The organism is Streptomyces sp. CS113, from assembly GCF_002188365.1.
Lineage (GTDB): Bacteria > Actinomycetota > Actinomycetes > Streptomycetales > Streptomycetaceae > Streptomyces > Streptomyces tendae.
In genome coordinates, this window is record NZ_KZ195574.1 from 8,404,475 (window position 1) to 8,424,854 (window position 20,380).

General features: G+C 73.3%; 22 protein-coding genes. 16 read left to right on the top strand and 6 right to left on the bottom strand.

What is annotated here, in order from left to right; all coding sequences use genetic code 11:
- Positions 1–16: 16 nt before the first annotated feature.
- Positions 17–991: a LysR family transcriptional regulator gene (locus tag B9W62_RS38005; RefSeq protein WP_179235874.1), complete on the bottom strand. Its 975-nt coding sequence runs from the start codon at positions 989–991 to the stop codon at positions 17–19.
- Positions 992–1,031: 40 nt separating this feature from the next.
- Positions 1,032–1,625: a TetR/AcrR family transcriptional regulator C-terminal domain-containing protein gene (locus B9W62_RS38010; RefSeq protein ID WP_087811447.1), complete on the bottom strand. Its 594-nt coding sequence runs from the start codon at positions 1,623–1,625 to the stop codon at positions 1,032–1,034.
- A gap of 80 nt (positions 1,626–1,705) precedes the next feature.
- On the opposite strand from B9W62_RS38010, the gene B9W62_RS38015 reads away from it, so the two are divergent.
- The 6 genes from B9W62_RS38015 (at position 1,706) to B9W62_RS38040 (ending at position 7,148) form a co-directional block, all read left to right on the top strand.
- Positions 1,706–2,974, top strand: a complete 1,269-nt coding sequence (locus tag B9W62_RS38015; RefSeq protein ID WP_087811448.1) for an FAD-dependent monooxygenase — start codon at positions 1,706–1,708, stop codon at positions 2,972–2,974.
- Positions 2,975–3,000: 26 nt separating this feature from the next.
- Positions 3,001–3,867 (top strand): endonuclease/exonuclease/phosphatase family protein, encoded by an 867-nt coding sequence (locus B9W62_RS38020; protein ID WP_087811449.1) that lies wholly within the window; start codon positions 3,001–3,003, stop codon positions 3,865–3,867.
- Positions 3,868–3,909: 42 nt separating this feature from the next.
- Positions 3,910–5,052, top strand: coding sequence for an ABC transporter substrate-binding protein (locus B9W62_RS38025; RefSeq protein WP_087811450.1), 1,143 nt, complete (start codon positions 3,910–3,912; stop codon positions 5,050–5,052).
- Positions 5,053–5,326: 274 nt separating this feature from the next.
- Positions 5,327–5,701, top strand: a complete 375-nt coding sequence (locus tag B9W62_RS38030) for a VOC family protein (protein ID WP_179235875.1) — start codon at positions 5,327–5,329, stop codon at positions 5,699–5,701.
- Positions 5,702–5,904: 203 nt separating this feature from the next.
- Positions 5,905–6,453: a DUF1062 domain-containing protein gene (locus B9W62_RS38035; RefSeq protein WP_087811452.1), complete on the top strand. Its 549-nt coding sequence runs from the start codon at positions 5,905–5,907 to the stop codon at positions 6,451–6,453.
- 116 nt (positions 6,454–6,569) lie between these two features.
- The gene (locus tag B9W62_RS38040; protein ID WP_087811453.1) at positions 6,570–7,148 is read left to right on the top strand and encodes a dihydrofolate reductase family protein; all 579 of its coding nucleotides are present in this window, start codon (positions 6,570–6,572) and stop codon (positions 7,146–7,148) included.
- Positions 7,149–7,207: 59 nt separating this feature from the next.
- Here the strand turns inward: B9W62_RS38040 and B9W62_RS38045 are convergent, their stop codons facing one another.
- On the bottom strand, positions 7,208–7,894 hold the full coding sequence (locus B9W62_RS38045; RefSeq protein WP_087811454.1) for an alpha/beta fold hydrolase: 687 nt from the start codon (positions 7,892–7,894) through the stop codon (positions 7,208–7,210).
- A 113-nt stretch (positions 7,895–8,007) separates the two neighbouring features.
- Here B9W62_RS38045 and B9W62_RS38050 point away from each other — a divergent pair, with 113 nt between their 5' ends.
- The 3 genes from B9W62_RS38050 (at position 8,008) to B9W62_RS38060 (ending at position 12,013) form a co-directional block, all read left to right on the top strand.
- Entirely contained in the window at positions 8,008–9,024 is a 1,017-nt protein-coding gene (locus B9W62_RS38050) for a helix-turn-helix transcriptional regulator (protein ID WP_087811455.1), read from the top strand.
- Between the two features lie 128 nt (positions 9,025–9,152).
- A complete protein-coding gene (locus B9W62_RS38055) occupies positions 9,153–11,267 on the top strand; it encodes an acyltransferase family protein (RefSeq protein ID WP_087811456.1) in 2,115 nt (704 codons plus the stop codon).
- A 59-nt stretch (positions 11,268–11,326) separates the two neighbouring features.
- Positions 11,327–12,013 (top strand): 2-phosphosulfolactate phosphatase, encoded by a 687-nt coding sequence (locus B9W62_RS38060; RefSeq protein WP_087811457.1) that lies wholly within the window; start codon positions 11,327–11,329, stop codon positions 12,011–12,013.
- A 22-nt stretch (positions 12,014–12,035) separates the two neighbouring features.
- Here B9W62_RS38060 and B9W62_RS38065 read toward each other — a convergent pair whose 3' ends face one another.
- The 3 genes from B9W62_RS38065 to B9W62_RS38075 form a co-directional block, all read right to left on the bottom strand.
- Complete coding sequence (locus tag B9W62_RS38065) at positions 12,036–12,686, bottom strand: YceI family protein (RefSeq protein WP_087811458.1); 651 nt, start codon at positions 12,684–12,686, stop codon at positions 12,036–12,038.
- Between the two features lie 198 nt (positions 12,687–12,884).
- Positions 12,885–15,302: an SCO7613 C-terminal domain-containing membrane protein gene (locus tag B9W62_RS38070; RefSeq protein ID WP_087812295.1), complete on the bottom strand. Its 2,418-nt coding sequence runs from the start codon at positions 15,300–15,302 to the stop codon at positions 12,885–12,887.
- Between the two features lie 132 nt (positions 15,303–15,434).
- Positions 15,435–15,881, bottom strand: a complete 447-nt coding sequence (locus B9W62_RS38075) for an ATP-binding protein (protein ID WP_179235876.1) — start codon at positions 15,879–15,881, stop codon at positions 15,435–15,437.
- A 224-nt stretch (positions 15,882–16,105) separates the two neighbouring features.
- Between B9W62_RS38075 and B9W62_RS38080 the strand changes: the two genes are divergently transcribed.
- The 7 genes from B9W62_RS38080 to B9W62_RS38110 all read left to right on the top strand — a co-directional run bounded on the left by B9W62_RS38080 (position 16,106) and on the right by B9W62_RS38110 (position 20,366).
- A complete protein-coding gene (locus B9W62_RS38080) occupies positions 16,106–16,978 on the top strand; it encodes a helix-turn-helix domain-containing protein (protein ID WP_087811459.1) in 873 nt (290 codons plus the stop codon).
- Positions 16,975–17,244 carry a DUF397 domain-containing protein gene (locus B9W62_RS38085; RefSeq protein ID WP_087811460.1) on the top strand — a complete coding sequence of 90 codons (270 nt, stop codon included), beginning with the start codon at positions 16,975–16,977 and terminating at the stop codon, positions 17,242–17,244. Before B9W62_RS38080 ends, B9W62_RS38085 begins: the two co-directional genes overlap by 4 nt.
- Positions 17,241–18,056, top strand: a complete 816-nt coding sequence (locus tag B9W62_RS38090; protein ID WP_087811461.1) for an SAM-dependent methyltransferase — start codon at positions 17,241–17,243, stop codon at positions 18,054–18,056. The genes B9W62_RS38085 and B9W62_RS38090 overlap by 4 nt, the downstream gene beginning before the upstream one ends.
- 43 nt (positions 18,057–18,099) lie before the next feature.
- Positions 18,100–18,858, top strand: coding sequence for an IclR family transcriptional regulator (locus B9W62_RS38095; protein ID WP_179235877.1), 759 nt, complete (start codon positions 18,100–18,102; stop codon positions 18,856–18,858).
- Positions 18,859–18,941: 83 nt separating this feature from the next.
- A complete protein-coding gene (locus B9W62_RS38100; protein WP_087811463.1) occupies positions 18,942–19,346 on the top strand; it encodes an STAS domain-containing protein in 405 nt (134 codons plus the stop codon).
- Between the two features lie 111 nt (positions 19,347–19,457).
- Positions 19,458–19,817, top strand: a complete 360-nt coding sequence (locus B9W62_RS38105) for a DUF488 domain-containing protein (protein ID WP_087811464.1) — start codon at positions 19,458–19,460, stop codon at positions 19,815–19,817.
- Positions 19,818–19,922: 105 nt separating this feature from the next.
- Positions 19,923–20,366 carry a nuclear transport factor 2 family protein gene (locus B9W62_RS38110; protein WP_087811465.1) on the top strand — a complete coding sequence of 148 codons (444 nt, stop codon included), beginning with the start codon at positions 19,923–19,925 and terminating at the stop codon, positions 20,364–20,366.
- Positions 20,367–20,380: the final 14 nt, after the last annotated feature.

A 20,380-nucleotide genomic window follows, 5' to 3' on the forward strand; every position in this document is an offset into this window, starting at 1 on the left:
GACTCGCGGGCCGCCGTCAGCGCGGGCCGTGCCCCGCGCCGCGGTCGTCGGCGTCGCGGTGCGGTGCCGTGGCCCAGGAGGGCAGCCAGCTGTCCTCGGGCAGCGGGGGCAGGCTGGCGAAGTGGTCGACGACGGCCCGCAGCGCCGGGTGCGGATTCTCCCGGGGGAGGATGAGCGAGAGCGGGTAGGCGAGCGTCGGCCCCGCGATCGGGATCCGGCGCAGGTCGTGGGCGGTCGGCCAGACGTACCGGTCGCGCGAGCCCACGAGGGTGGCCACGTCGTCGGAGTCGGCGAGGATGTCGAGGAGCACCTCGTTGCCGAAGTTCGGGCCGGCGGCGTCCACGCGGAGACCGAACGCGGCGGTGAGCTGGTCGTAGAACTCCGCCCATTCGCTGCCCGGCGCGATGCCGGGCACCCAGATCCGGTGCCCGCGCAACTGGGCGGGCGTCACGGTGCGCGCGGCGGCCAGCGGGTGTCGCGGGCCGACGACGAGTTCCAGCGGGGAGTGGAACGCGTGGATCATCCGCAGCTCGGGCGGCAGGGCGGCCGGATCGGTGACCGAGCGGAAGGAGGCGTCGACGTCGCCCGCCCGCACGGCGGACGCCGCCAGCCGCGGGTCGTCGACCCTGAGCGTCACCACGTCGAGCGCGGTCTCGGGACGTGAGCGCCAGTAGTCGTGCAGGATGACGGCCTGCGCGCTCCGCAGTCCGAGCACGTCGATCCGCAGCGCCCGCGAGCCCCGCCGGATCGCGGCGACGGCGCGATCGGCGTGCGCGACGACGCTCCGCGCGTGCGGCAGGAAGGCCTGTCCGTCGAGGGTCGGCTCGACCCCTCGGGCGGTGCGGGTGAACAGCCGGACGTCGAGCGTGCGCTCGAGGGCGGCGATCCGCTTCGAGACGGCCTGCTGCGTCACTCCCAGCTCGTCGGCCGCGTGTCGCAGCTGTCCCAGCTCGGCCGCGCGGACGAACGAGCGCACCGCCTCGGTATCCATGGGAGCGAGCATAAGGCGTCGCCCCACCGGCGGTCGTGGCTCACCGTGCGCGCCTCACCTGCTGTTCCAGGCCTTCGAGGATGAGGGCCAGTCCGGCCTCGAAGGACGACTCGTGGTCCGTCGGCGGCACGTGCGGGGGCAGCTCCGGCGACCCGGCCGCCGTACGGTCCGGGCCGTCGCCGTCGCCGGTGTCCGCCTGCTCCTCCAGGACGCTGCCGACGGTGAAACGGCCAGCGGCCAGCATCGCCGTCCGCGCGTGTTCCTCCGGTACGCCCGCCGCGCTCAGGAACGCCATCTTGTGGGCGATCCGGTCGAGGTCCGTCCCGCCGGGGCTGCTCCCGGCATGGAGCCGTGCGCCGTCGCGGCGCAGCAGCAGGGTGCGCCGGAAGCTGCGCGTGTTCTCCAGGAACCAGTCCCGCCAGTCGTCGGCGGGCGTCGGCAGGGGAGCCGTCGCGTGCGGCGCCATCGCGGCCTCGCTCATGGCGCCGAGCAGCTCCTTCTTGTTCCTGAAGTGGTAGTAGAGCGACGGCTGCTCGACGCCCAGACGCCTGGCCAGCTGCCTCGTACTGACGGCGTCCAGGCCGACCTCGTCCAGCAGGTCGAGCGCCTCGGTGAGGACGGTCTCGCGGTTCATCTTCGCCACGTTGACAATCTATCGCTGATAGGCAACTCTGCAAAGCGTACCTATCACCGATAGAAAAAGGGGTGTGCGGCATGTCCGACGCATCACCGGAGCCGAGCGGCGGCCGCCTGAAGGTCCTCATCTGCGGCGGTGGCGTCGCCGGTCAGGCACTGGCCCACTGGCTCGCCCGGGGCGGCCACGGGGTGACCGTCGTCGAACGCTTCCCCGCCCTGCGGGCCACGGGTGCGCAGGTGGACCTCCGGGGGCAGGGCATCGACGCCGTCGAGCGCATGGGGCTCCTCGACGCCGTCAGAAGCAGGCTCGTGGACGAGGCGGGGGTCGCCTTCGTGGACGGCCGGGGCAGGAAACGGGCGACGATCATGGCCAACACCTCCGGCCGCGGCCGGCAGACCCTGACCTCCGAGTACGAGATCATGCGCGGAGACCTGGTGCGCATCCTGCACGAAGCGACGCGGCAGGACGTGCGCCACGTGTTCGGCACGAGCGTGGAGCGATTCGAGCAGGACGCGAGGCGCGTCGTCGCCCACTTCTCCGACGGCTCGTCCGAGGCCTTCGACCTCCTCGTCGGCGCGGACGGCCAGGGCTCGCGCATCCGCCGCGCGATGCTGCCGCCCGGCGCACCCGACCCGTACTGGCGGGTGGGCGTCCACATGGCCTACTGGTTCGTCCCGCGCATCGCGTCGGACACCGGCATCCGGGACACCTGCAACGCGCCCGGCGGCCGGATGATCATGCGCAGGAGCCACAACCCGACCGAGACCCAGGTCTACTTCGTCCTGCGGGAGCGGTCCGCGGAAGCCTCGGCCGTCCACCGGGAACCGGTCGAACGGCAGAAGCAGTTCTGGACCGACCGGTTCCGCGACGCGGGATGGCAGACCGCGCGGTTCCTCGAAGGGATGCGGCACACGGAGAGCTTCTACTCCCAGGAGGTCGTGCAGGTGCGCACGGACACCTGGTCCCGGGGCCGGGTGGTGCTGGTCGGCGACGCGGCGCACTGCGCCTCCCCCTACAGCGGCATGGGCACCTCCGGCGGCCTGGTCGGCGCCTACGTCCTGGCCGGCCGGCTCAACCGGCACGGCCGCGACCTGCCCACCGCCCTGGCCGGCTACGACACCGTGCTCCGGCCGTTCGTGGACGCGATACAGGCCGAGGTGAAGCCGCACCTCCTGCGTCTGGCCATGCCCAGGAGCAGGCGGGCCGTCGACGCCTTCCACGCGGTCACGGCACTCGCCTGCCGCCTGCGCGTCCCCGAGCTCGTCGCGCGCCACTCGAAGGAGGACCGCGGCGGCGACTGGCAGCTCCCGGACATGCCGGTGAGCGCGCACCGGGACGTGCCATAACCTCGTGCCTACAAACGTCGGTTGCCATGTGTGTCCACATCCAGGAGGCGGCGGTGCTCAAAAGGGGCGGCTCGCGATTGCTCGTCTGCGCCGTGGCGCTGGCCTGCTTGGCGCTGGTGGGTCCGAGCGCCCCCGGGGGTGCGCTGTCCGGCAGGTCACTGCCCGTCGAAGCCGTCAAGGACATCGTGCCGAACCGGGTCATGACGTGGAACCTGTGCAACCCCTGCGACGCGAGCAATCTCGACCGCGCCGCGGAGATCGCCGCGTACGCGCCCCAGGTCATCGGCATGCAGGAGGCCTGCGCACGGGACGTCGACCGGATCCGGGACTACCTGGAGGCCTACCACGGGCTCGTCTACCACGTCGCACACGGGTCGGTCCTGGAGAACTGGGGCCGCTGCGGGGGAGCGCCGTGGAGCCCGGGGGGCTTCGGCCAGGCCATCCTGTCGGCGGCTCCGGTCACGGACCGTGTCAACGTCGAGTACCCCGACGGCGGTTCCGAGGACCGCGGATACCTCGCGGTCACCACCGAGGTGGGCGGCCGGCCGGTCCGGGTCTTCAACACCCACCTCGCCCAGCGGCGCCAGGAGGAGTTCCGGACGGACCAGGTCCGCGTACTCGCCGAGGAAGTCGCCCGGGACGACCGCGCCATAGTCGTCGGCGACTTCAACGCGGTACCGGAAGCCTCCGAACTCGACCCCATGTGGTCCCTGGCCACGGACACCGACCCCGAGTGCCACCCCGCGCCCGTCGGCACCTGCGAGCCGACCACCGACTGGCAGAGCAAGTTCGACTACGTCTTCCTGCGCGGCATCGCGCCCGTCGAGCACCGAGTGGTCCACACCGAGCACTCGGACCACGACATGCTCTACACCGACCTGGACGTGACCTGAACCGCCGTGGTGGTGCGATGTGGTGACGCATGTGGTGATGCAATGTCCGGCATGGTGACCGAGATACGTCCGCCCCGGCGGGACGAGTTGACCACGTGCGTGCGGATCGGCGCTCTCGCGCCGCTGACCCGGCCCGGCTGGCAGGAGGCGGGGCGGCACCTGCTCGCCGGGATGGAACTGGCCGCGGGCGAGGTCAACGACGCCGGCGGCATCGAGGGCAGACCCCTCGAACTGGTGGTCCGCGACACGGCGGCCGATCCGCACCGGGCCGAGGCGGCCGTGGAGGAACTGGCCCGGCTGGGCGTGGCAGCCCTCGCGGGGGAGTACCACAGCGTCGTCGCGCGCACCGCCGCGATCAGGGCCGACGCCCTCGGCGTGCCCTTCCTGTGCTCGTCGGCCGTGCTCGACGGGCTCACCGAACGGCCGTCGCCCTGGGTCGCGCGGCTGGCCCCGGCGCAGTCCCACGGCTGGCGCGTCTACGCGGACTTCCTCCTCGCCGCGGGCCACCGCCGCGTCGTCGTCGCCGCCCAGCCGAGCGTCTACTGGGCGTCCGGCGCCCGCATCCTGCGGGACCACCTCGCGCCGCACGGCGGCACCGTCGTCGAGGTCGACATGCGCGAGTCGACCCCCGCGACGGTGTGCGACACACTCGCCGACCGGCACGCGACCGCCCTGCTCCTGCTGGTCGGCCACCCCGAGCCCGCCGTGTCGATCGTCCGGTCCGTCCGCCGTGACCGGCGCCTGGCCGGGATCCTCATCGGCGCACCGGCCGGGCAACCGGAGTTCGCGCAGTGGATGGCGTCGCTGGGTGAGGACGGCGCCGGCATCCCGTTCCTGCGCTACCTGCCCGAGCGCCTCGGCCCACTCGGTGCCCGCGTCGGGGCGGCCCTGCGCGAGCGGCTGGACCAAGCGCCCTCCTTCGTCGCCTTCGAGGGCTACGACACGGTGACGGTCCTCGCCGAAGTGCTGCGTTCGCACGGCACCGGCCCGGCGAGGGTCACCGAATCCTGGGCGAGCGTCTCGGTCGACGGCACGAGGGGGCGGATCCGCTTCTCCCGTGTGCCGGACATCGGCGTATGGCAATGGGCCTGGGCGCCGGTCCAGGTCGTCGACCGGGACCCGGCGCACCCCGGTCGCTTCCGCGTCCTGCGCACCACCGACGCGTCGGCTCCCCGGGACGTGTGATCCGCGATCAGGTAGTTGGTGTTCGAGTACAGGTCCGGAGTGCCGACCGGGCGGCCGGTCGCGGCATCGGCGACCCCGGCGGCTCCCCGCCGGACCCGGTCGCCGTCCCGGCCTGCCCTTGAACACCTGTGCACGCGGTGCATGCAACGCCAAGCGCGATGAAGAGAGCGGGGGAGTCCGGTCCGCGCGGCCGTCGTGCATGCCCGCCGCGCCCCCGGGTAGGACCCTCCCGCACGGGCGAACGCGAGTGCCCCGGGAGCGAGGAGTGCCGGACGTGATTCGAAAGCTGCAAGCGGTCGCGCTGGACTGCGCCGACCCGGTACGGCTCGCGGAGTTCTACGCGGAGCTGCTCGGCGGGCGGGTGGTCGCCGATCCGGACGACACCGACTGGGTCGAGGTGCACGGCTTCGAGGGCACACCGCTGGCCTGTCAGCGGGTGGACGGCTACCGGGCACCCGAATGGCCCGGCCAGGACCGCCCGCAACAGCTCCACCTGGACTTCGACGTCGACGACCTCGAAGGCGAGGAGAAGCGGGCCCTCGCCCTCGGTGCGACCGTCCTGGAGCGGACGGACCAGCTCCGCCCGGGTACCAACTGGCGGATCTACGCGGACCCGGCCGGCCACCCGTTCTGCTTGTGCCTCCACTGAGCCCACCGGGCCCCGACGCGCCCGAAAACCGGTGGAGCGGCGCCGCCGCGCGCCGTTAACGTGCCGGTGAACCACGTCGTCCAGGTGAAGGACATGCCGTTGTACACCCTGTGAGACCTCCCGAGCGCTGAACCGTCGCGCGTCGCGCCTGCGCGCCGCGCTCCTTTCTGCTGCGGACTTCTCACTGGAACCGGTGTACTCCTGTGCTCACCACCTGGGTGGTCGCTCCCACCCGCCTTCCCCTCGTCCGACGCCGTTGCCACGCGTGCGCGTCCGAACGCTTCCGGGCGAGCGGCAAGTTCCGTGTCAACGCCCACCACAAGCGCATCGACGCCTGGCTCCTCGTGCTGTGCGCCGAGTGCGGCGACACCGCGAAACTCACACTCCTGGAGCGGGCGAACGTCCGCGCCGTACGTCCCGGCCTGCTGGACCGGCTGCACGACAACGACCCCGCACTCACCGCCGAGTTGCTCCAGGACCCGGCGGTGCTGCGCCGCAACCGCGTCGCCCTCGACTGGGACGGTGCCTGGCGTCTCGACACCGGGGGACCGGAGAATCGGGACCGCGAGGTGATCGACGTGTCGGTGCGCTTCGCGGCGCGGATCCCGGTCCGTCCGGTACGGCTCGTCGCCGAGGGCTGCGGCCTGTCGCGGGCGGAGGCCGGGAGACTGGCCGAGGAGGGGAAGCTGGTCGCGGCAGTCCGGCTGGACGCCAGGCTCTGCGGCGACTTCTCCTTCACCCTGAAGCGCTGAGGCCCACCGGCCGGCACCCACGGTCCGGCACCCACGGGCCGGTCCGGCGAAACGCGTCGGACAGGCCCCGGGTGTCGTGCCGTGCCGCGCCCCACAGGGGTGGTACAAGAAGCCTCGTGACCGCCACTTACACCTTCGACGTCTTCTCCAGCCTCGACGGCTTCGGCGCCGCCGGCGGCGACTGGACCGGCTACTGGGGCAAGCAGGGCCCCGAGCTCCTCGACCACCGCCTCGCCCTGTACGGCGAGGAGCAGCGGATGGTCTTCGGGGCCCGAACCTATCGGCTGTTCGCGCAGATGCTGGCCGCCGCCACCGAGGAGGCCGAGGTGCGCGACCCCTGGGTCACCAGGATGCGCAGCCTGCCGGCCACGGTGGTGTCGACCACGCTGGAAGGCCCTCTCGACTGGCCGGAGGCGCGCGTCGAGCGCGGCGACGCCGTCGACGTCGTCGCCCGGCTCAAGGAGGAGTCCGCGGTGCCGCTGCGCTCGCACGGCAGCCTGTCGATGAACCGGGCGCTGATGGCCGCCGGCCTCGTCGACCGCGTCCAGGTGACCCTGTACCCGGTGATCACCGGGCGGAGCGGGCTGGACCCGGTCTTCGGGGGCGCGGACGACTTCGACCTCGAGTTGATCGAGTCCCGCACGCTCGACGGCCACATCCAGGAACTCGTCTACCGGCCCACGCTGCACGCCTGAACCGGGGCCGCCCTTCCGCTCCGGAACGGACGGAACGGAACGGAACGGCACGGCGCCGGTCAGGCCGCCTCCGCCGCCGCGGCCAGGACCCGGGCCAGCTCGGCAGGCCTGGACAGCATGGGCCAGTGGCCCGAGTCGATGTCCGCGAAGTCGACGCGCCGGGCCCGGGCGAGCTCCGGAACGTCACCCCCGTCGATCCACTTCCGCGCCTGCGCGGGCGTGAACTCGGGGCACACGACCACGACCGGCACCTCGAACCGGCGCTCGTCGGTCAGCCGCACCACACCCCTGGCCACGCCTTCGGGCACCGGAATCGCGGCCGCCGCCAGCCCGTCCCTGGCCACCTCGTCGAGATCGGCGGCGTCAGGACCCTGGAAGGGTTCCCAGCCGGGGAAGGGCATCGCTCCGTCCCTGACCTCGAAGAAGTCGGCGTACGGCTGCCCGTCCGGGGTCGGGATGCCGCCGATGAGCGCGACCTTGGCCAGCCGCCCCGGACGCCGGTCGGCCGCCAGCCAGGCCAGCGCACAGGCCGCGGAGTGCCCCACCACCAGCGGCTTGCCGGGCGCCGCGTCCACCGCGGCCAGCACGGCGGCCACCTGGTCGTCGAGCGTGGCGGTCGCCGCTCCGTCGCCCTGTCCCGGGAGGGTGAGCGCCACCGGACGGTGGCCGAGCGACTCCAGCTCCGCCGCGACGCGGTCCCACGCGGAGCCGTCCAGCCACAGGCCGCCGATGAGCAGAATGTCCATGATCGGTTCCCTTCGTTGCCTGGCTTCACCGTAGGAGCAGATCCGGACGTTCCACTGCCGGATTCTTCCCCGTACTCGCTCCCGGTGTCCGCCGCGCCGACTAGCCTGCTCCCGTGCCCGACGACCCCAGCCCCACCGCGCGAGCGCTGCGCACCCTGGAGATCCTCCGCACCCGCCCCACCACGACGGCCGGCGAACTCGCCGAGCGGCTGGGCGTGACGGAGCGAGCGGCGCGCCGTTACATCGGGATCCTCAGGGAGGCGGGCATCCCCGTGGAGTCGGCCCGCGGACCGCACGGCGGGTACCGGCTGGGACGCGGGACGAGACTGCCGCCCGTGCACTTCACGCAGGCCGAGGCCCTCGGCCTCGTCATGGCGGCACTCAGCGGGCGGCCGGCCGTCACCGACGCCGACGACCTGGTGGGGGCGGCCCTGGGCAAGGTCGTCAAGGCGCTGCCGGAGAGCGTCGGACGGCAGGCGGCCCTGCTGCGGGAGTACGCGTCGGCCGCCCCCGACCCCTACGCGGCGCACCCGGACCCGGCCGTCACCAGCTCCCTCGTCGAGGCCGTCGCCCACCGGCGCCGCGTGCGGCTGACGTACCGCAGCGAGTCGGGCAGCACGTGGGAGGAGGAGGCGGATCCCTGGTCGCTCGTCGTCCGCCACGGACGCTGGTACCTGCTCTGCCACTCCCACCGCGCGGACGCCGTCCGCACCTACCGGGTGGACCGGATCGGCGAGGCCCGGAGCACCGACCGGGGATTCGACGCACCCGTCGGCTTCGACCCCGTGGCGCTGCTGGAGGAGAACCTGGGCACCGGGTGGCGGTTCGCCACCCGCGTGGTCTTCGACGCCCCGCAGGCCGAGGTCGCCCCCTGGATCAGCCCGCCCATGGGCCGGCTCGAACCCCTGGGAGACGGCTGCGTCCTGGTCGGCAGCACCCGCAACCCGGACATGTACGCGCAGGAATGGCTCGCGCGGGTGCCGTTCGCCTTCCGTGTCGACGGCGGAGCGGAACTGTGTGCCGCGGCCGCCGCACTCGCGGCGCGCTTCACCGCCGCGGTGCGGGACCCGCAACCCGGCTCCGAGCAGCCGTCCCCGGGTGAGACGGTCGCCGGGCCGGACGGGGGCTGAACCGCTGGTTGCACCCGGTTGAACCTTCCCGGTGGAGGCCAAGTCGGGCGACGGCGACGGAACTCCGGGGCGCGGCGCACTGATCTTGTCAGGCGCAGCTGTCCGTCGTCCCGAGGAGCCAAGCCCTGATGACCAGCACCACGCCCACCGCGGCGCGTACCGTCCCGGCGGCCGGCGGATCCGCGCCGCCGCCCCGAGGACACCCCCCGCGGCTGGACATCCAGGGGCTGCGTGCGGTGGCCGTCGCCCTGGTGGTGCTCTCCCACGCCGGCGTGTCGCAGGTCGGCGGCGGCTACGTCGGTGTCGACGTCTTCTTCGTGATCTCCGGCTTCCTCATCACCTCACTGCTCCTGCGCGAACTCGCCACCACCGGCCGGGTGTCGCTGCGCTCCTTCTACGCCCGCCGGGCCCTGCGACTGCTCCCCGCGTCGACCCTGGTCATCGGCGTCACGCTCGTCGGGGCATGGCTGTTCCTGTCGAAGGCGCGGCTCGCGGAGTACGCGGGCGACGCCCTCGCCGGTGCGCTGTACACGCTCAACTTCCGGCTGGCGGCGGGCGGTACGGACTACCTCGCGCAGAACAGCCCGCCGTCGCCGTTCCAGCACGTCTGGTCGCTCGCCGTGGAGGAGCAGTTCTACCTGGTGTGGCCCGTGCTCCTGCTGCTCACCTGGCGGATCGCCCGCGGGCGGCGGGGGCCGGTGGTGGTGCCGCTGGCCGTCCTGTGCGCTCTCTCGTTCGCGGCGGGCGTCGTCGTGACGGACATGTCGGCACCCTGGGCGTACTTCGGCTCCCTCACCCGAGCCTGGGAACTGGGCGCCGGTGCGCTCCTGGCCCTGGCCACCGCACGGCTGCGCCGCCTGCCGCCCGCCCCCGCCGCAACGCTGGGCTGGCTCGGCCTGGTCTGCGTCGCGGTGGCGGCACTGCGCTACGACGACGAGACGCCCTTCCCCGGCCATCACGCGCTCCTGCCGGTCGCGGGCGCCGTACTGGTCCTGGCCGGCGGCTGCGTGCCCACGTCGTACGGCGCGGGGCGGCTGCTGGAGCGACGTCCGCTCGTGTGGCTCGGCGGACTCTCCTACGGCTGGTACCTGTGGCACTGGCCGCTGCTGGTGACCGTCCCGGCGGCGCTCGGGCGTGCCGACGGCACCGCCGAAGTGCCGCTCGCACTCGCGCTGTCCGCCGCGGCGCTGGCCCTGGCCTGGCTCACCCTGCGCCTCGTCGAGAACCCCGTCCGCTTCCACCGGGCGTTCCGGGGGCGCCCACGCCGCGCCCTGGCGCTCGGGGCGGCGCTGACCGCGAGTGCCTCCGCGCTGTCCCTGACGGCGACGGCGGTACCGCCGACGATCGAGACGGGCGGCCCCGCGCCCGCCCTGGCCCGGGCCCTCGCCGAGGCGCCGGACCCGGAGACCCGCCTCGCCGAACTCCTGACGTCGTCGCCCGCCGCCCTGCCGAGCAACCTCGCGCCGCCCCTGCCGCGGGTCAAGTCCGCCCGCTCCGCGCTCTACCGCGACGGCTGCCACGTCGACCGGGCCGCCACCCGCCCGCGGTCCTGCGTCTACGGAGACCGGACCTCCTCCCGTACCGTCGTGCTCTTCGGCGACTCCCACGCCGCGCAGTGGTTCCCCGCCCTGCGACGGCTCGCGGGGGCGCGCGGCTGGAGACTGGTGCCGCTCACCAAGGCCTCCTGCAAGGTCGCCGACGTGACCATCGTCAACCTCCACAAGCCGTACACCGCCTGCGACACCTGGCGCTCGCACGCCCTGGAACGGATCAGGGACCTGCGCCCGGCCCTCGTGGTCGTCTCCTCCTCGGACGCCGGTGACCCGGCCCGCCCCGCCGACGACCCCCTGCGCCAGTGGACCACCGGCTTCGAGCACACCTTCCGCGACCTGCACACCTCCGGCGCTCGGGTCGCCGCCCTGCTCGACACGCCGTGGCCCAAGGGCGACCCGGTCGACTGCGCCGCGCGGAACTCGCTGCAACTGCGCGCCTGCGCGCACCACTTGCCGGCGGCGATCCGGGACGCGACGCGCGGCCGCGCCGTCCGGGCCGCCGCCGCCACCACGGGCACCACGGTCGTCGACCCCACCCGCTGGGTCTGCGCGCCTCGCACCGGCGTCTGCCCCGTGGTCGTCGCCGACACCGCGGTCCACCGCGACGACAGCCACCTCTCGGAGGCGTACGCCGAGGCACTCGCCCCCGTCCTGGCGGCACCGCTGGACCGCCTCATAGGCGCACCCTGAAGCCGGTAGGACCCGCGGGTTGTGGCCGGGCCGGCGGGGCGTGCCCGATCATGACGCGCATGGACACTCGTTTCGTCGGCATCCCCGAGGTGACCGAGGCCCCGTCCGTGGCAGTCGTCGTGGACGTCATGCGCGCGTTCACCGTGGCCGCGTGGGCCTTTGCCCGGGGCGCGGACAAAATCGTGCTCGCCGGGTCGCTGGAGGAGGCCCTGGACCTCACGGCGGGCCACCCGGACCGGGTGGCGCTCAAGGACGGCCCGCTCGTGCCCGGTTTCGACCTGGTCAACTCCCCCGGCCTGCTGCGCTCCGCCGACCTCGCCGGACGGACCGTCGTGCAGAAGACCACGGCGGGGACGGTCGGTGCCCTCGCGGTCAAGGACGCGCCGCTGGTGCTGTGCGCCGGCTTCGTGGTCGCGGAGGCGACGGCGCGGCTGCTGCGGGAACGCGGCGCCGAGCGCGTCACGTTCGTGGTCACCGGCGAGGACGGCAGGGCCGACGAGGACCTGGCGTGCGCCCAGTACATCGCGGGCCGGGCCGGCGGGGACGGTGCGGACGCCGCCGGGTTCCTCCGCCGCGCCGCCGCGTCCCGTGCCGCCACCGAACTGGCGCGGGGCGTGCGGCAGGGCGTCCATCCCGACGACGTCGCGCTCTGCCTCGAGGCCGACCGGTTTCCCTTCGCCATGGTCGCGGCCCAGGAGGACTCGCTCATGGTGCTGCGTCCGCGGCCGGTGCCCCGGCCGGGGTGAGAACCGGCCGGCGCGGTGCGGTTCAGGAGGAGCGGATCGCGGAGATGTCGAACTGAAGGCGGACCTTCTCGCTCACCATGCTGCCGCCCGCCTCGAGCCGCTGGTTGTAGACCAGGCCCCAGTCCCTGCGGTCGATGGTGGTGGTCCCGTCGAAACCGGCCCGTTCGTAGCCGAACGGGTCCACGACCGAGCCGAGGTAGTCCAGTTGCAGCTCGACGGGGCGGGTCGTGCCGCGAATGGTGAGGTCCCCCGTCATGCGGAAGCTCTCCGCGGCCTCCTGGGTGGTGGAGGTGCTCCGGAAGGTCATCTCGGGGTGGCGCCGCGCGTCGAAGAAGTCCTTGCCGACGAGATGGGCGTCCCGTTGCTCCACGCCCGTGTCGACGCTGGCGACGCGGATCACGAGCTCGGCCCGGGAGTCGCAGGGGCTGGCCCCGTCGAAGTACAGCCTGCTGTCGTAGTCGGTGAAGGCCCCGCGGACCGTGGTGACCATGGCGTGCCGCACGGAGAAGCCGATCCGGCTGTGCGGGCGGTCGATGGTCCAGTGCCCGGTCAGCGCGCGAAGGGCCGGATCGAGCGTGGCCGCCGCTGTCGCGGACCGCGCGGCGAACCGCTCCGGTGCGGCGGCCGCCGGCTGCTCGACGGTGGCGGTCTGGCGACGGCTGAAGATACCCATGAGTCGGCCCTTTCGATGTGATCACTTCGTGTTACCACGAAGCCGATCCGCGGCCCACGGCAAGATGAGTGGCCTCGTCCGGGTTCCATGACCCCGACCGCAAAGCTGCACGAATTCGACACGGCGCCCCTCACTCGTGCCCGCGGCCACCGCAGGGGGTGTCGTCCGGATCTCGCCGGGGGCGCCGGGCGGCACTCCCTAGCGCAGCCGCCCCAATGCCTCCCGCAGCCGTCGGGCGTCCCGCAGCCGATGCTCGTAGGTGGCGCCCAGGACGAGCAGCACGAGACCCGCGAGCGCCGGAGGCACCCAGCGGGGGAGCGCGCCGACGACCTGGGTGAGGTACGGGGCCAGCTCGTGCAGCGCCACCAGCGCGAGCACACTCGCGCCGAGGACCAGCGGTGCCTGGAGCCGCTGCCGGGCGCCCGCCAGCGTCACCGCGAGCGCCGCCACGCCGAGCAGCAGCGGTCGCAGCCAGTGCTGGTCGTCCCAGGCGGCGAGCAGGCTGGGCACCAGGGTGGCGGCCAGCCCGGGACCGTACGCCGTCCACGAGGAGACCGCCGTGTCGCGGCGCCGGCGCAGGAACCCGACGAGCAGCGCGGGTCCGGTTACCGGCAGGGTGTAGGCCTCCGGCGTGCCGACCTCCCACGCCGCCAGGCGCACCCAGGCGGCGGCCAGGAACAGCACGGCGGCCGCCCAGCCGGTCGCCCGCCGTTCCGGGCGCAGCGCCGCGGCGGACGCGATGACACCGCAAAGGGAGAGCACCAGGGCCAGCATCGGCGGGTCCGGCACCGCGAGCGCGAGGGCGAGCAGACCCGCGGCCGCACCCGCCACCTCGACCGGCACGGTCGCCCGCGACCCGCTCGACCGCGAGGCGATCAGAGCGGCGAGCGCGGGCACGACGAGAACGAGCAGCGCCGTGTGCGGCGGCCGCAGACCGGCGGACGCGCCGAGCGCGCAGGCCAGCGCCGTGGCGTACGCGAGGGCGGCGGGCGCGGTGAACGGAGCGTGCCCCGGACGGCGGCCGGCCGCACCGAACAGGACCGTGAGGGCGACGAGCACACCGATCGTCGCGGACTCGGAGGCCAGCGAGAGGAGGGCGACGTCGACCGAGGTGAGGAGAGCCAGCAGCAGGGCCGTCAGGGCCGGCGGCGACGGCCAGCCGCCGGCCCGGTCGGACCGCACCGCGAGGACCAGCGCCGCGACGACCACCGCTGCCTGCGTCACCAGACCCGCCGGGTAGGGCAGGTGGAGCGCCACCGGGAGGACGAAGACGGCCGCCCAACCGAGGACGAGGGCCACCACCATGACGGCCGGCCGCCGAGATGTGCGGCGCCCGGCCACCACCAGCGCGACGGCCACCCCGGCGAGGACCAGTGGCACGGTGCTCGTGTACGCAGGCACGGGCACGTCCGCGAACACGGCGTCCCGGACGGTCCGCGGCGCGCCGGACCAGGGCGTCACGGCCTGGGCCGCCGGACCGAGCACACTCCCGGCGACCAGTGGGAACGCCCACAGCACCGCCAGACCCTGGACCGCCACCGAAGCGCGCACCAGTCCCTGACGCAGGGGCAGCGGAAGGGACGTCCGCTCCACCGCGAGCAGCACGATCGCGCACAGCAGACATCCCGGCACCGTCCACTCGCCGGGCACCGAGACCCGCAGCACTCCTCCGGCCCCGGCGACCAGACACAGACCCGCGCCCGCGGCGGCGGCCACGGCGACTTCCCGGTGCGGCACGAAGCAGCCGGCCACCAGGGCGATCACCGCCGCCCCGACCAGCAGCGCCGCCGCCCGTGCGGCCGAGCCGGGGTCGGACGCGCTCCAGCAGAGCCACCCGGCCGACAGCACACCGACAGTGCCCGTCCCCAGCGCGCCGACGACGGCGACCACCCGCACCGGCCCCGCCGCGGCGCGCAGTGCCACGGCGGTGCCGCCGGCGGCGGTCGCCAGCAGCACGGCGGTCAGCGGGAGCGGACCCGCGCCGACCGCGATCGCCCACAGCGGCAGGGGCAGATGGGCGGTCGCCACGGCCAGCGGGAGGGGGTGGGAGAGCCCGAGGCGCACACCGTACGCCGCCCACAGCACGGCCAGGACGGCCGACGCGGCGGCCGTGTACCCGACACCGTCCGTGCCGGTGAACGCCACCTCGTGGAGTGCGTACGCGTCCAGGACGGTCAGCGCCGTCCCCAGAGCGGCCACGGCCTCGGCGGTCGCCCTCAGCCCGCGCCGCAGCAACGCCACCGGGGCACCCAGCGCCCCCACGGTCAGCGCGCCCAGCACCAGCGCGCGCCCCGCGATGCCCAGGTGACCCCAGCTGACGAGGGTGAACGCGATCGCCGCGATCGTCAGCAGTACACCGCCGAGGACCAGCAGCACGTTCTGCACGCCGGGCGCGGTGGCCTCCGGCCGACGGGTGAGGTCACCGGTGGCCGGGGCGGCGGGCCGGCCGTCCGGTGCCGCTCCGGCACCCCGGGCGGGCTGCGGGGCGGCGGCCGCCCGCAGGGTGTGGACCAGCCACGCACGGCGTCGCAGCAGGACGTCGCGACGCAGGTCGAGTTGCCGCAGCTCGGCGTCGAGGATCCGCAGTTCCTCGGCCGGGGGCGGGAGGTTCGTCATGCCTCGGAGTGTGGCCTGCGCCACGCGCCGGGACATGAGCGCGGATACTCAGCCCGTACTCAGGAGAGCGCGTCGACGCTCGTACTCATGGAACCGCGTCGACACGGTCTCCGGCGGTCCGTCCCGGTGGCATCAGAGCTCGATCCGGAGAACCGCCCAGACGGTGTTGCCCCCGGTGCGGCCGGACCGCGCGGTCCCCCAGGAGTCCGCGAGCTGCTGCACGATCAGCAGCCCCCGGCCGCTCTCGTCCTGCGGGCCGGAACGGGTACCGGTCGGACAGGTCGACGTGTTCCCGGCGTCGTGGACCTCGATCCGCAGTTGTGCGCGCGAGGTCAGCGACAGGCCGCACAGCATGCGGTCACTGCCCGAGTGGAGCACGGCGTTCGTCGCCAGTTCCGAGACGAGCAGCACCGCGTCGGTGCACACGTCGCCGGGAAGCCGCCAGGCGCGGAGCTGGCGGCGCACCGTGTCGCGCGCCGTCCGCACACTGATCCGGAGCGAGGGAAGGTCGAACCAGAGCTCCCGGTCCGGACGCGTCGGCGGTAACAGCCCGGGCGAAGGGCTCGTGTGGGGGGTCACGGTGATCGCCTTCCGGTCGAGACGGTCGCGATGGGGGGAGCGGGCCTCGGCGGGCGCTGCGGGGACGGCGGTCGGACGGGCGGGCTCACAGACGCAACTATGCTCGCCGTCCAGTTCAGGCTGCAACCGAATCCCTGATAATTTCAGGAAGCTCCGCTCAGTCTGGTGTCATCACCAAGTCGCTGCCACAATGGCGCCGGTGACAGCCCATCAGGAGGTGGGGCGTGAGTGAAGCTCGGTCCGGCGCGGGCACCAGCGCCCCGACGGTGCTGCGCATGATCCTGGGCCGTCGGCTCCAGGAGATGCGGCAGGGCGCGGGCGCCTCACTGGCCGACGCCGCCAAGGCACTTCGGGTCACCCCCCTGACGATCCGCCGGCTGGAGAAGGCCGAAGTCGCCCTCAAACCCCTCTATGTCGAAAAGCTCCTACAGACCTACGGTGCCGGGCAGCAGGAGACGGAGGAGTTCGTCGCGCTCGCCGAGCAGGCCAACAAGCCCGGCTGGTGGCACGCCTACCGCGACGTGCTGCCCAACTGGTTCACGGCGTACGTCAGTCTGGAGACCGGCGCCGGCACGCTGCGCACCTACGAGCCCCATTACGTCACGGGGCTGCTCCAGACCCCCGCGTACGCCCGCGGTGTCCTGGGCGGCGGCTTTCCCAACGGCTCCGAGGAGGAGCTGGAACGCCGCGTCGGGCTGCGGCTGCGGCGGCAGAGCCTGCTGGAGCGGGAGAACGCGCCCACCCTCTGGGTGGTCATGGAGGAAGCGGTGCTGCACCGGGTCGTCGGCGGTCCGGACGTGATGCGCGAGCAGATCGAGCGGCTCTTGGAGGCGTCCGAGCTGGAGCACGTCAGCATCGACATCCTGCCCTTCGCCGTCGGCGCCCACGTCGGCGCCTGCGCACCCTTCACCTACTTCAGGTTCGAGGAGCCGGAGCTGCCCGACGTCGTCTACAGCGAGATCCTCTCCGCGTCGATGTATCTGGACGAACGGGCCGACGTCGTCGCCCACCTGGAGGCGCACAACAGGATGTCGCTGCTCACCTCGACACGGGACAGCACGGCCCTCCTCAACCGCATGCGCAAGGAGTACTCATGAGCAGCACCGACGACCCCGTCTACAACGGGATGCCCGCCCGCGACCTCGGCGAGAGCGGCTGGGAACGCCCGTGGAGCGGACCCAACGGCGGACAGTGCGTGGAGACCAAACGGCTCGCCGACGGACGCGTCGCTGTGCGTCAGTCGACCGATCCGTCCGGCCCCGCACTCATCTACACGCCGGAGGAGATCGGCGCGTTCGTCCGGGGAGTCAAGCAGGGCATGGCGGACCACCTCACGGCCGGCCTTCCGAAGGGAGCAGGATGAGCAACACCCACGCCGCGCGGGGCCTCGACACCAGCAGGCCGCACTCGGCCCGCATGTACGACTACTACCTCGGCGGCAAGGACCACTTCCCGGTCGACAAACAGGCCGCCGAAGCGGTCGCCGAGGCCTACCCGGGCATCTTCACGTGTGCCCGGGAGAACCGCGCCTTCATGCACCGCGCCACCCGGGTACTGGCGCAGGAGCACGGCATCCGGCAGTGGCTGGACATCGGCACGGGCATCCCCACCGAGCCGAACGTGCACCAGGTGGCGCAGTCCGTGGTCCCCGAGGCCCGGGTGGTCTACGCCGACAACGACCCGCTCGTCCTGAAGTACGCCGAGCGCCTGATGCGCAGCACCCCGCAGGGCCGCACCACCTACATCGAGGCCGACGTCAACGACCCCGACTCCCTGCTGGCCGCGCCCGAGCTGGCCGAGGTGCTCGACCTGTCCCGGCCGGTCGCCCTGTCGCTCAACGCCCTGATGCACTTCATCACCGACGCCCGCGACCCGTACGGCATCGTCGACCGGCTGATGGCGGCACTCCCGGCGGGCAGTGCCCTCGCGCTGAGCCACTGCACGCCGGACTTCGACCCGCCCACCTGGGAGAAGGTCACGGACATCTACACCGGCGCGGGCACGCCGGTGCAGTTCCGCTCGCAGAAGGACGTCACGCGCTTCTTCGACGGGCTCGACCTCCTCGAACCCGGCGTGACCGTCGGCCACCGCTGGCGACCGGCACCGGCCACCGGGGCGGACGCGCCCACCGACGCCCAGGTCAGCCTGTGGGCCGGGGTGGGCATCAAGCCGTAGTGCGCACTTGCCGGACCCCTCCGGTGGGGCGCAGTGTGGAGGGATGAGCGGTCAGGAGGGCCCCACGCTCATCTCCTCGGTGCAGCGAGCCTTTCGGCTGATGGAAGCCGTGGGCGCCCACGACAGCGGCGTACCGGCCAAGCAGCTGGCGCGCGAGACGGGCCTGGCGCTGGGGACCACGTATCACCTGCTGCGGACCATGGTCCACGACGGCTACGTGCGCAAACTCCAGGACGGCACGTTCGTCCTGGGGGAGAGACTGGGCGCGCTGCACGCGGGAAGCCGCGACCAGACGGCGCTGAGCAGGGTCCGTCCCACGCTCACCGAGCTGCGGGACGGCCTGTCGGCCGCGGCCTACCTGACCCTCTACGAGGACGGCGAGATCCGGGTCGCGGAGATCGTGGACGGGCCCAAGGCCCCCCGTGTCGATCTCTGGGTCGGGTTCGAGGACGCCGGACACGCCACGGCGCTCGGCAAGAGCGTGCTGCGCGAGCTGGACGCCGACGCCCGCGCCGAGTACCTCTCCCGCCACACGATGAACGACCTCACCCCGCGGACCATCACCTACCGCGCCGAGCTGCTGCGGCGCCTGGACGCCTCCCCGCACCGCCCGGCCGTGACCGACATCGAGGAGTACCGTCTGGGCACCGCCTGCGTCGCGGTCCCGGTCCGCCGCGGCGATACCATCGGATCGCTCGGCATCTCCCTGGACGTCAGCCGCACGGCCCGCCTCGACGACGCCGTGGCGACGCTGCTCACCACCGCGGAGCGGGTGTCCCGGGGGCTCTCGCTCACCATCTGAAAACCGGGCTCTTGTGACACCCGGCCGTCCCGCGTTTCCTGGATGAGACGGGTAAATCGGACAGTACGGCAGGAGAGCGAAGCGTGAGCGAGCAGGGCGTCGCAGGGCCGCACGAGCAGGTCGCAAGCCGGGTGACGAACGGCTGGACGGTCGTCCGGGCCGACGACGAGATCGACATCGCCTTCGCGCCGCTCGTCCGGGCCGAGGTGGACCGACGCCTCTCCGCGGGCCACCGGCACTTCGTCCTGGACCTGTGCGACACCCCGTTCATCGACTCCATGGGCCTCGGCATGATCGTGTCGGTGACCAAGAGCATCCGGAGCCATCAGGGATCACTGCGGATCGCCTGCTCCGACCGGCGGCTCCTGCACGTCTTCGCCCTCGGCGGCCTGGGGGCGGTCTACGCCTTCCACGACTCCGTGGAGCAGGCCGTCGCGCAGCCTCCCGGCACGGAGGGACTGGCCGGCTGGCCGCACGTGCGACCCTGACGAGGGCCCGCCGCCGGCCCGTGTTTGGGCCCGCCGTGGCGGTTCACCTGGACGGGACAGCGCAAGGGACGGGCGCTGCCCGGGTCGTCTCTCGTCTCCGGAAGGTGGGTCATGGCTGCACGGGTCGGATACCGGAGGATCTACGAAAGCCCCGCACCGCAGGACGGCAAGCGCGTGCTCGTCGACCGTCTGTGGCCGCGTGGCATGAGCAAGGAGAAGGCCGATCTGGACAAGTGGCTGCGCGACGTCGCACCCTCCACCGATCTGCGGCGCTGGTACCACCACGATCCCGACCGGTACGACGAATTCCGGCGCCGCTACTACGCCGAGCTGGAGGACCCCGACCACCAGGCCGCAGTCGAGCGCCTGCGCGACCTCTCGGCAGACGCCACAGTGACCCTGCTGACGGCCACCAAGGACGTGGACCACAGCGAGGCCGCCGCCCTCGCCCAGTGGCTCGACGGCTCCTGAGGCCAGTCCGCCCCTACTCCGGAGGTAATCGCCCCGCCCGGTGCGGGTCGACAGGATGGGCGGCAGCCCCGCATCGACGGGATGCGGCTCCGGAGGAGGTCCCCCATGGCCACGCCCACATCTACGCGGACCCGCTTTGTCGTGGAAGAGCTGCTGCGCAGGATCGGCACGGGCGATGCCGGGCACATCGCCGAGCTGTACGCCGAACAGGGCGACTGGAGACTCGACTGGCCGGAGGCCGAGCACGGCCGTCCCGCAACGCCCTGGATCCGGCACCGGTCCACCCGCGCGGACGCGGCGGCCCACTACCGCGAGCTCGCCGCGCACCACGTGCCGGACCAGGCGGCCACCGAGGTGGAGCGCGTCCTCGTCGACGGAACCGACGCGGTCGTACTCGGCGAGATCCGCCAGACCGCCCGCCCCACCGGACGCGCGTACCGCGCCCGCTTCGCCCTCCACCTCACTGTCGAGAACGGCCTCATCACCCGCCACCACGTCTACGAGGACAGCCTCGCCGTCGCCCAGGCCTTCGAGCCGGCCCGCGGGTGAGGCTCGCACCCGGA

Excerpts from the sequence above, each read along its gene's own strand:
- B9W62_RS38065 (WP_087811458.1), bottom strand. The coding sequence starts at position 12,686 with ATGGGTATCTTCAGCCGTCGCCAGACCGCCACCGTCGAGCAGCCGGCG.
- B9W62_RS38025 (WP_087811450.1), top strand. The coding sequence starts at position 3,910 with ATGTCCGGCATGGTGACCGAGATACGTCCGCCCCGGCGGGACGAGTTG.
- B9W62_RS38110 (WP_087811465.1), top strand. The coding sequence starts at position 19,923 with ATGGCCACGCCCACATCTACGCGGACCCGCTTTGTCGTGGAAGAGCTG.
- B9W62_RS38090 (WP_087811461.1), top strand. The coding sequence starts at position 17,241 with ATGAGCAACACCCACGCCGCGCGGGGCCTCGACACCAGCAGGCCGCAC.
- B9W62_RS38060 (WP_087811457.1), top strand. The coding sequence starts at position 11,327 with ATGGACACTCGTTTCGTCGGCATCCCCGAGGTGACCGAGGCCCCGTCC.
- B9W62_RS38015 (WP_087811448.1), top strand. The coding sequence starts at position 1,706 with ATGTCCGACGCATCACCGGAGCCGAGCGGCGGCCGCCTGAAGGTCCTC.
- B9W62_RS38010 (WP_087811447.1), bottom strand. The coding sequence starts at position 1,625 with ATGAACCGCGAGACCGTCCTCACCGAGGCGCTCGACCTGCTGGACGAG.
- B9W62_RS38020 (WP_087811449.1), top strand. The coding sequence starts at position 3,001 with ATGTGTGTCCACATCCAGGAGGCGGCGGTGCTCAAAAGGGGCGGCTCG.
- B9W62_RS38045 (WP_087811454.1), bottom strand. The coding sequence starts at position 7,894 with ATGGACATTCTGCTCATCGGCGGCCTGTGGCTGGACGGCTCCGCGTGG.
- B9W62_RS38095 (WP_179235877.1), top strand. The coding sequence starts at position 18,100 with ATGAGCGGTCAGGAGGGCCCCACGCTCATCTCCTCGGTGCAGCGAGCC.
- B9W62_RS38085 (WP_087811460.1), top strand. The coding sequence starts at position 16,975 with ATGAGCAGCACCGACGACCCCGTCTACAACGGGATGCCCGCCCGCGAC.
- B9W62_RS38005 (WP_179235874.1), bottom strand. The coding sequence starts at position 991 with ATGGATACCGAGGCGGTGCGCTCGTTCGTCCGCGCGGCCGAGCTGGGA.
- B9W62_RS38105 (WP_087811464.1), top strand. The coding sequence starts at position 19,458 with ATGGCTGCACGGGTCGGATACCGGAGGATCTACGAAAGCCCCGCACCG.
- B9W62_RS38055 (WP_087811456.1), top strand. The coding sequence starts at position 9,153 with ATGACCAGCACCACGCCCACCGCGGCGCGTACCGTCCCGGCGGCCGGC.
- B9W62_RS38070 (WP_087812295.1), bottom strand. The coding sequence starts at position 15,302 with ATGACGAACCTCCCGCCCCCGGCCGAGGAACTGCGGATCCTCGACGCC.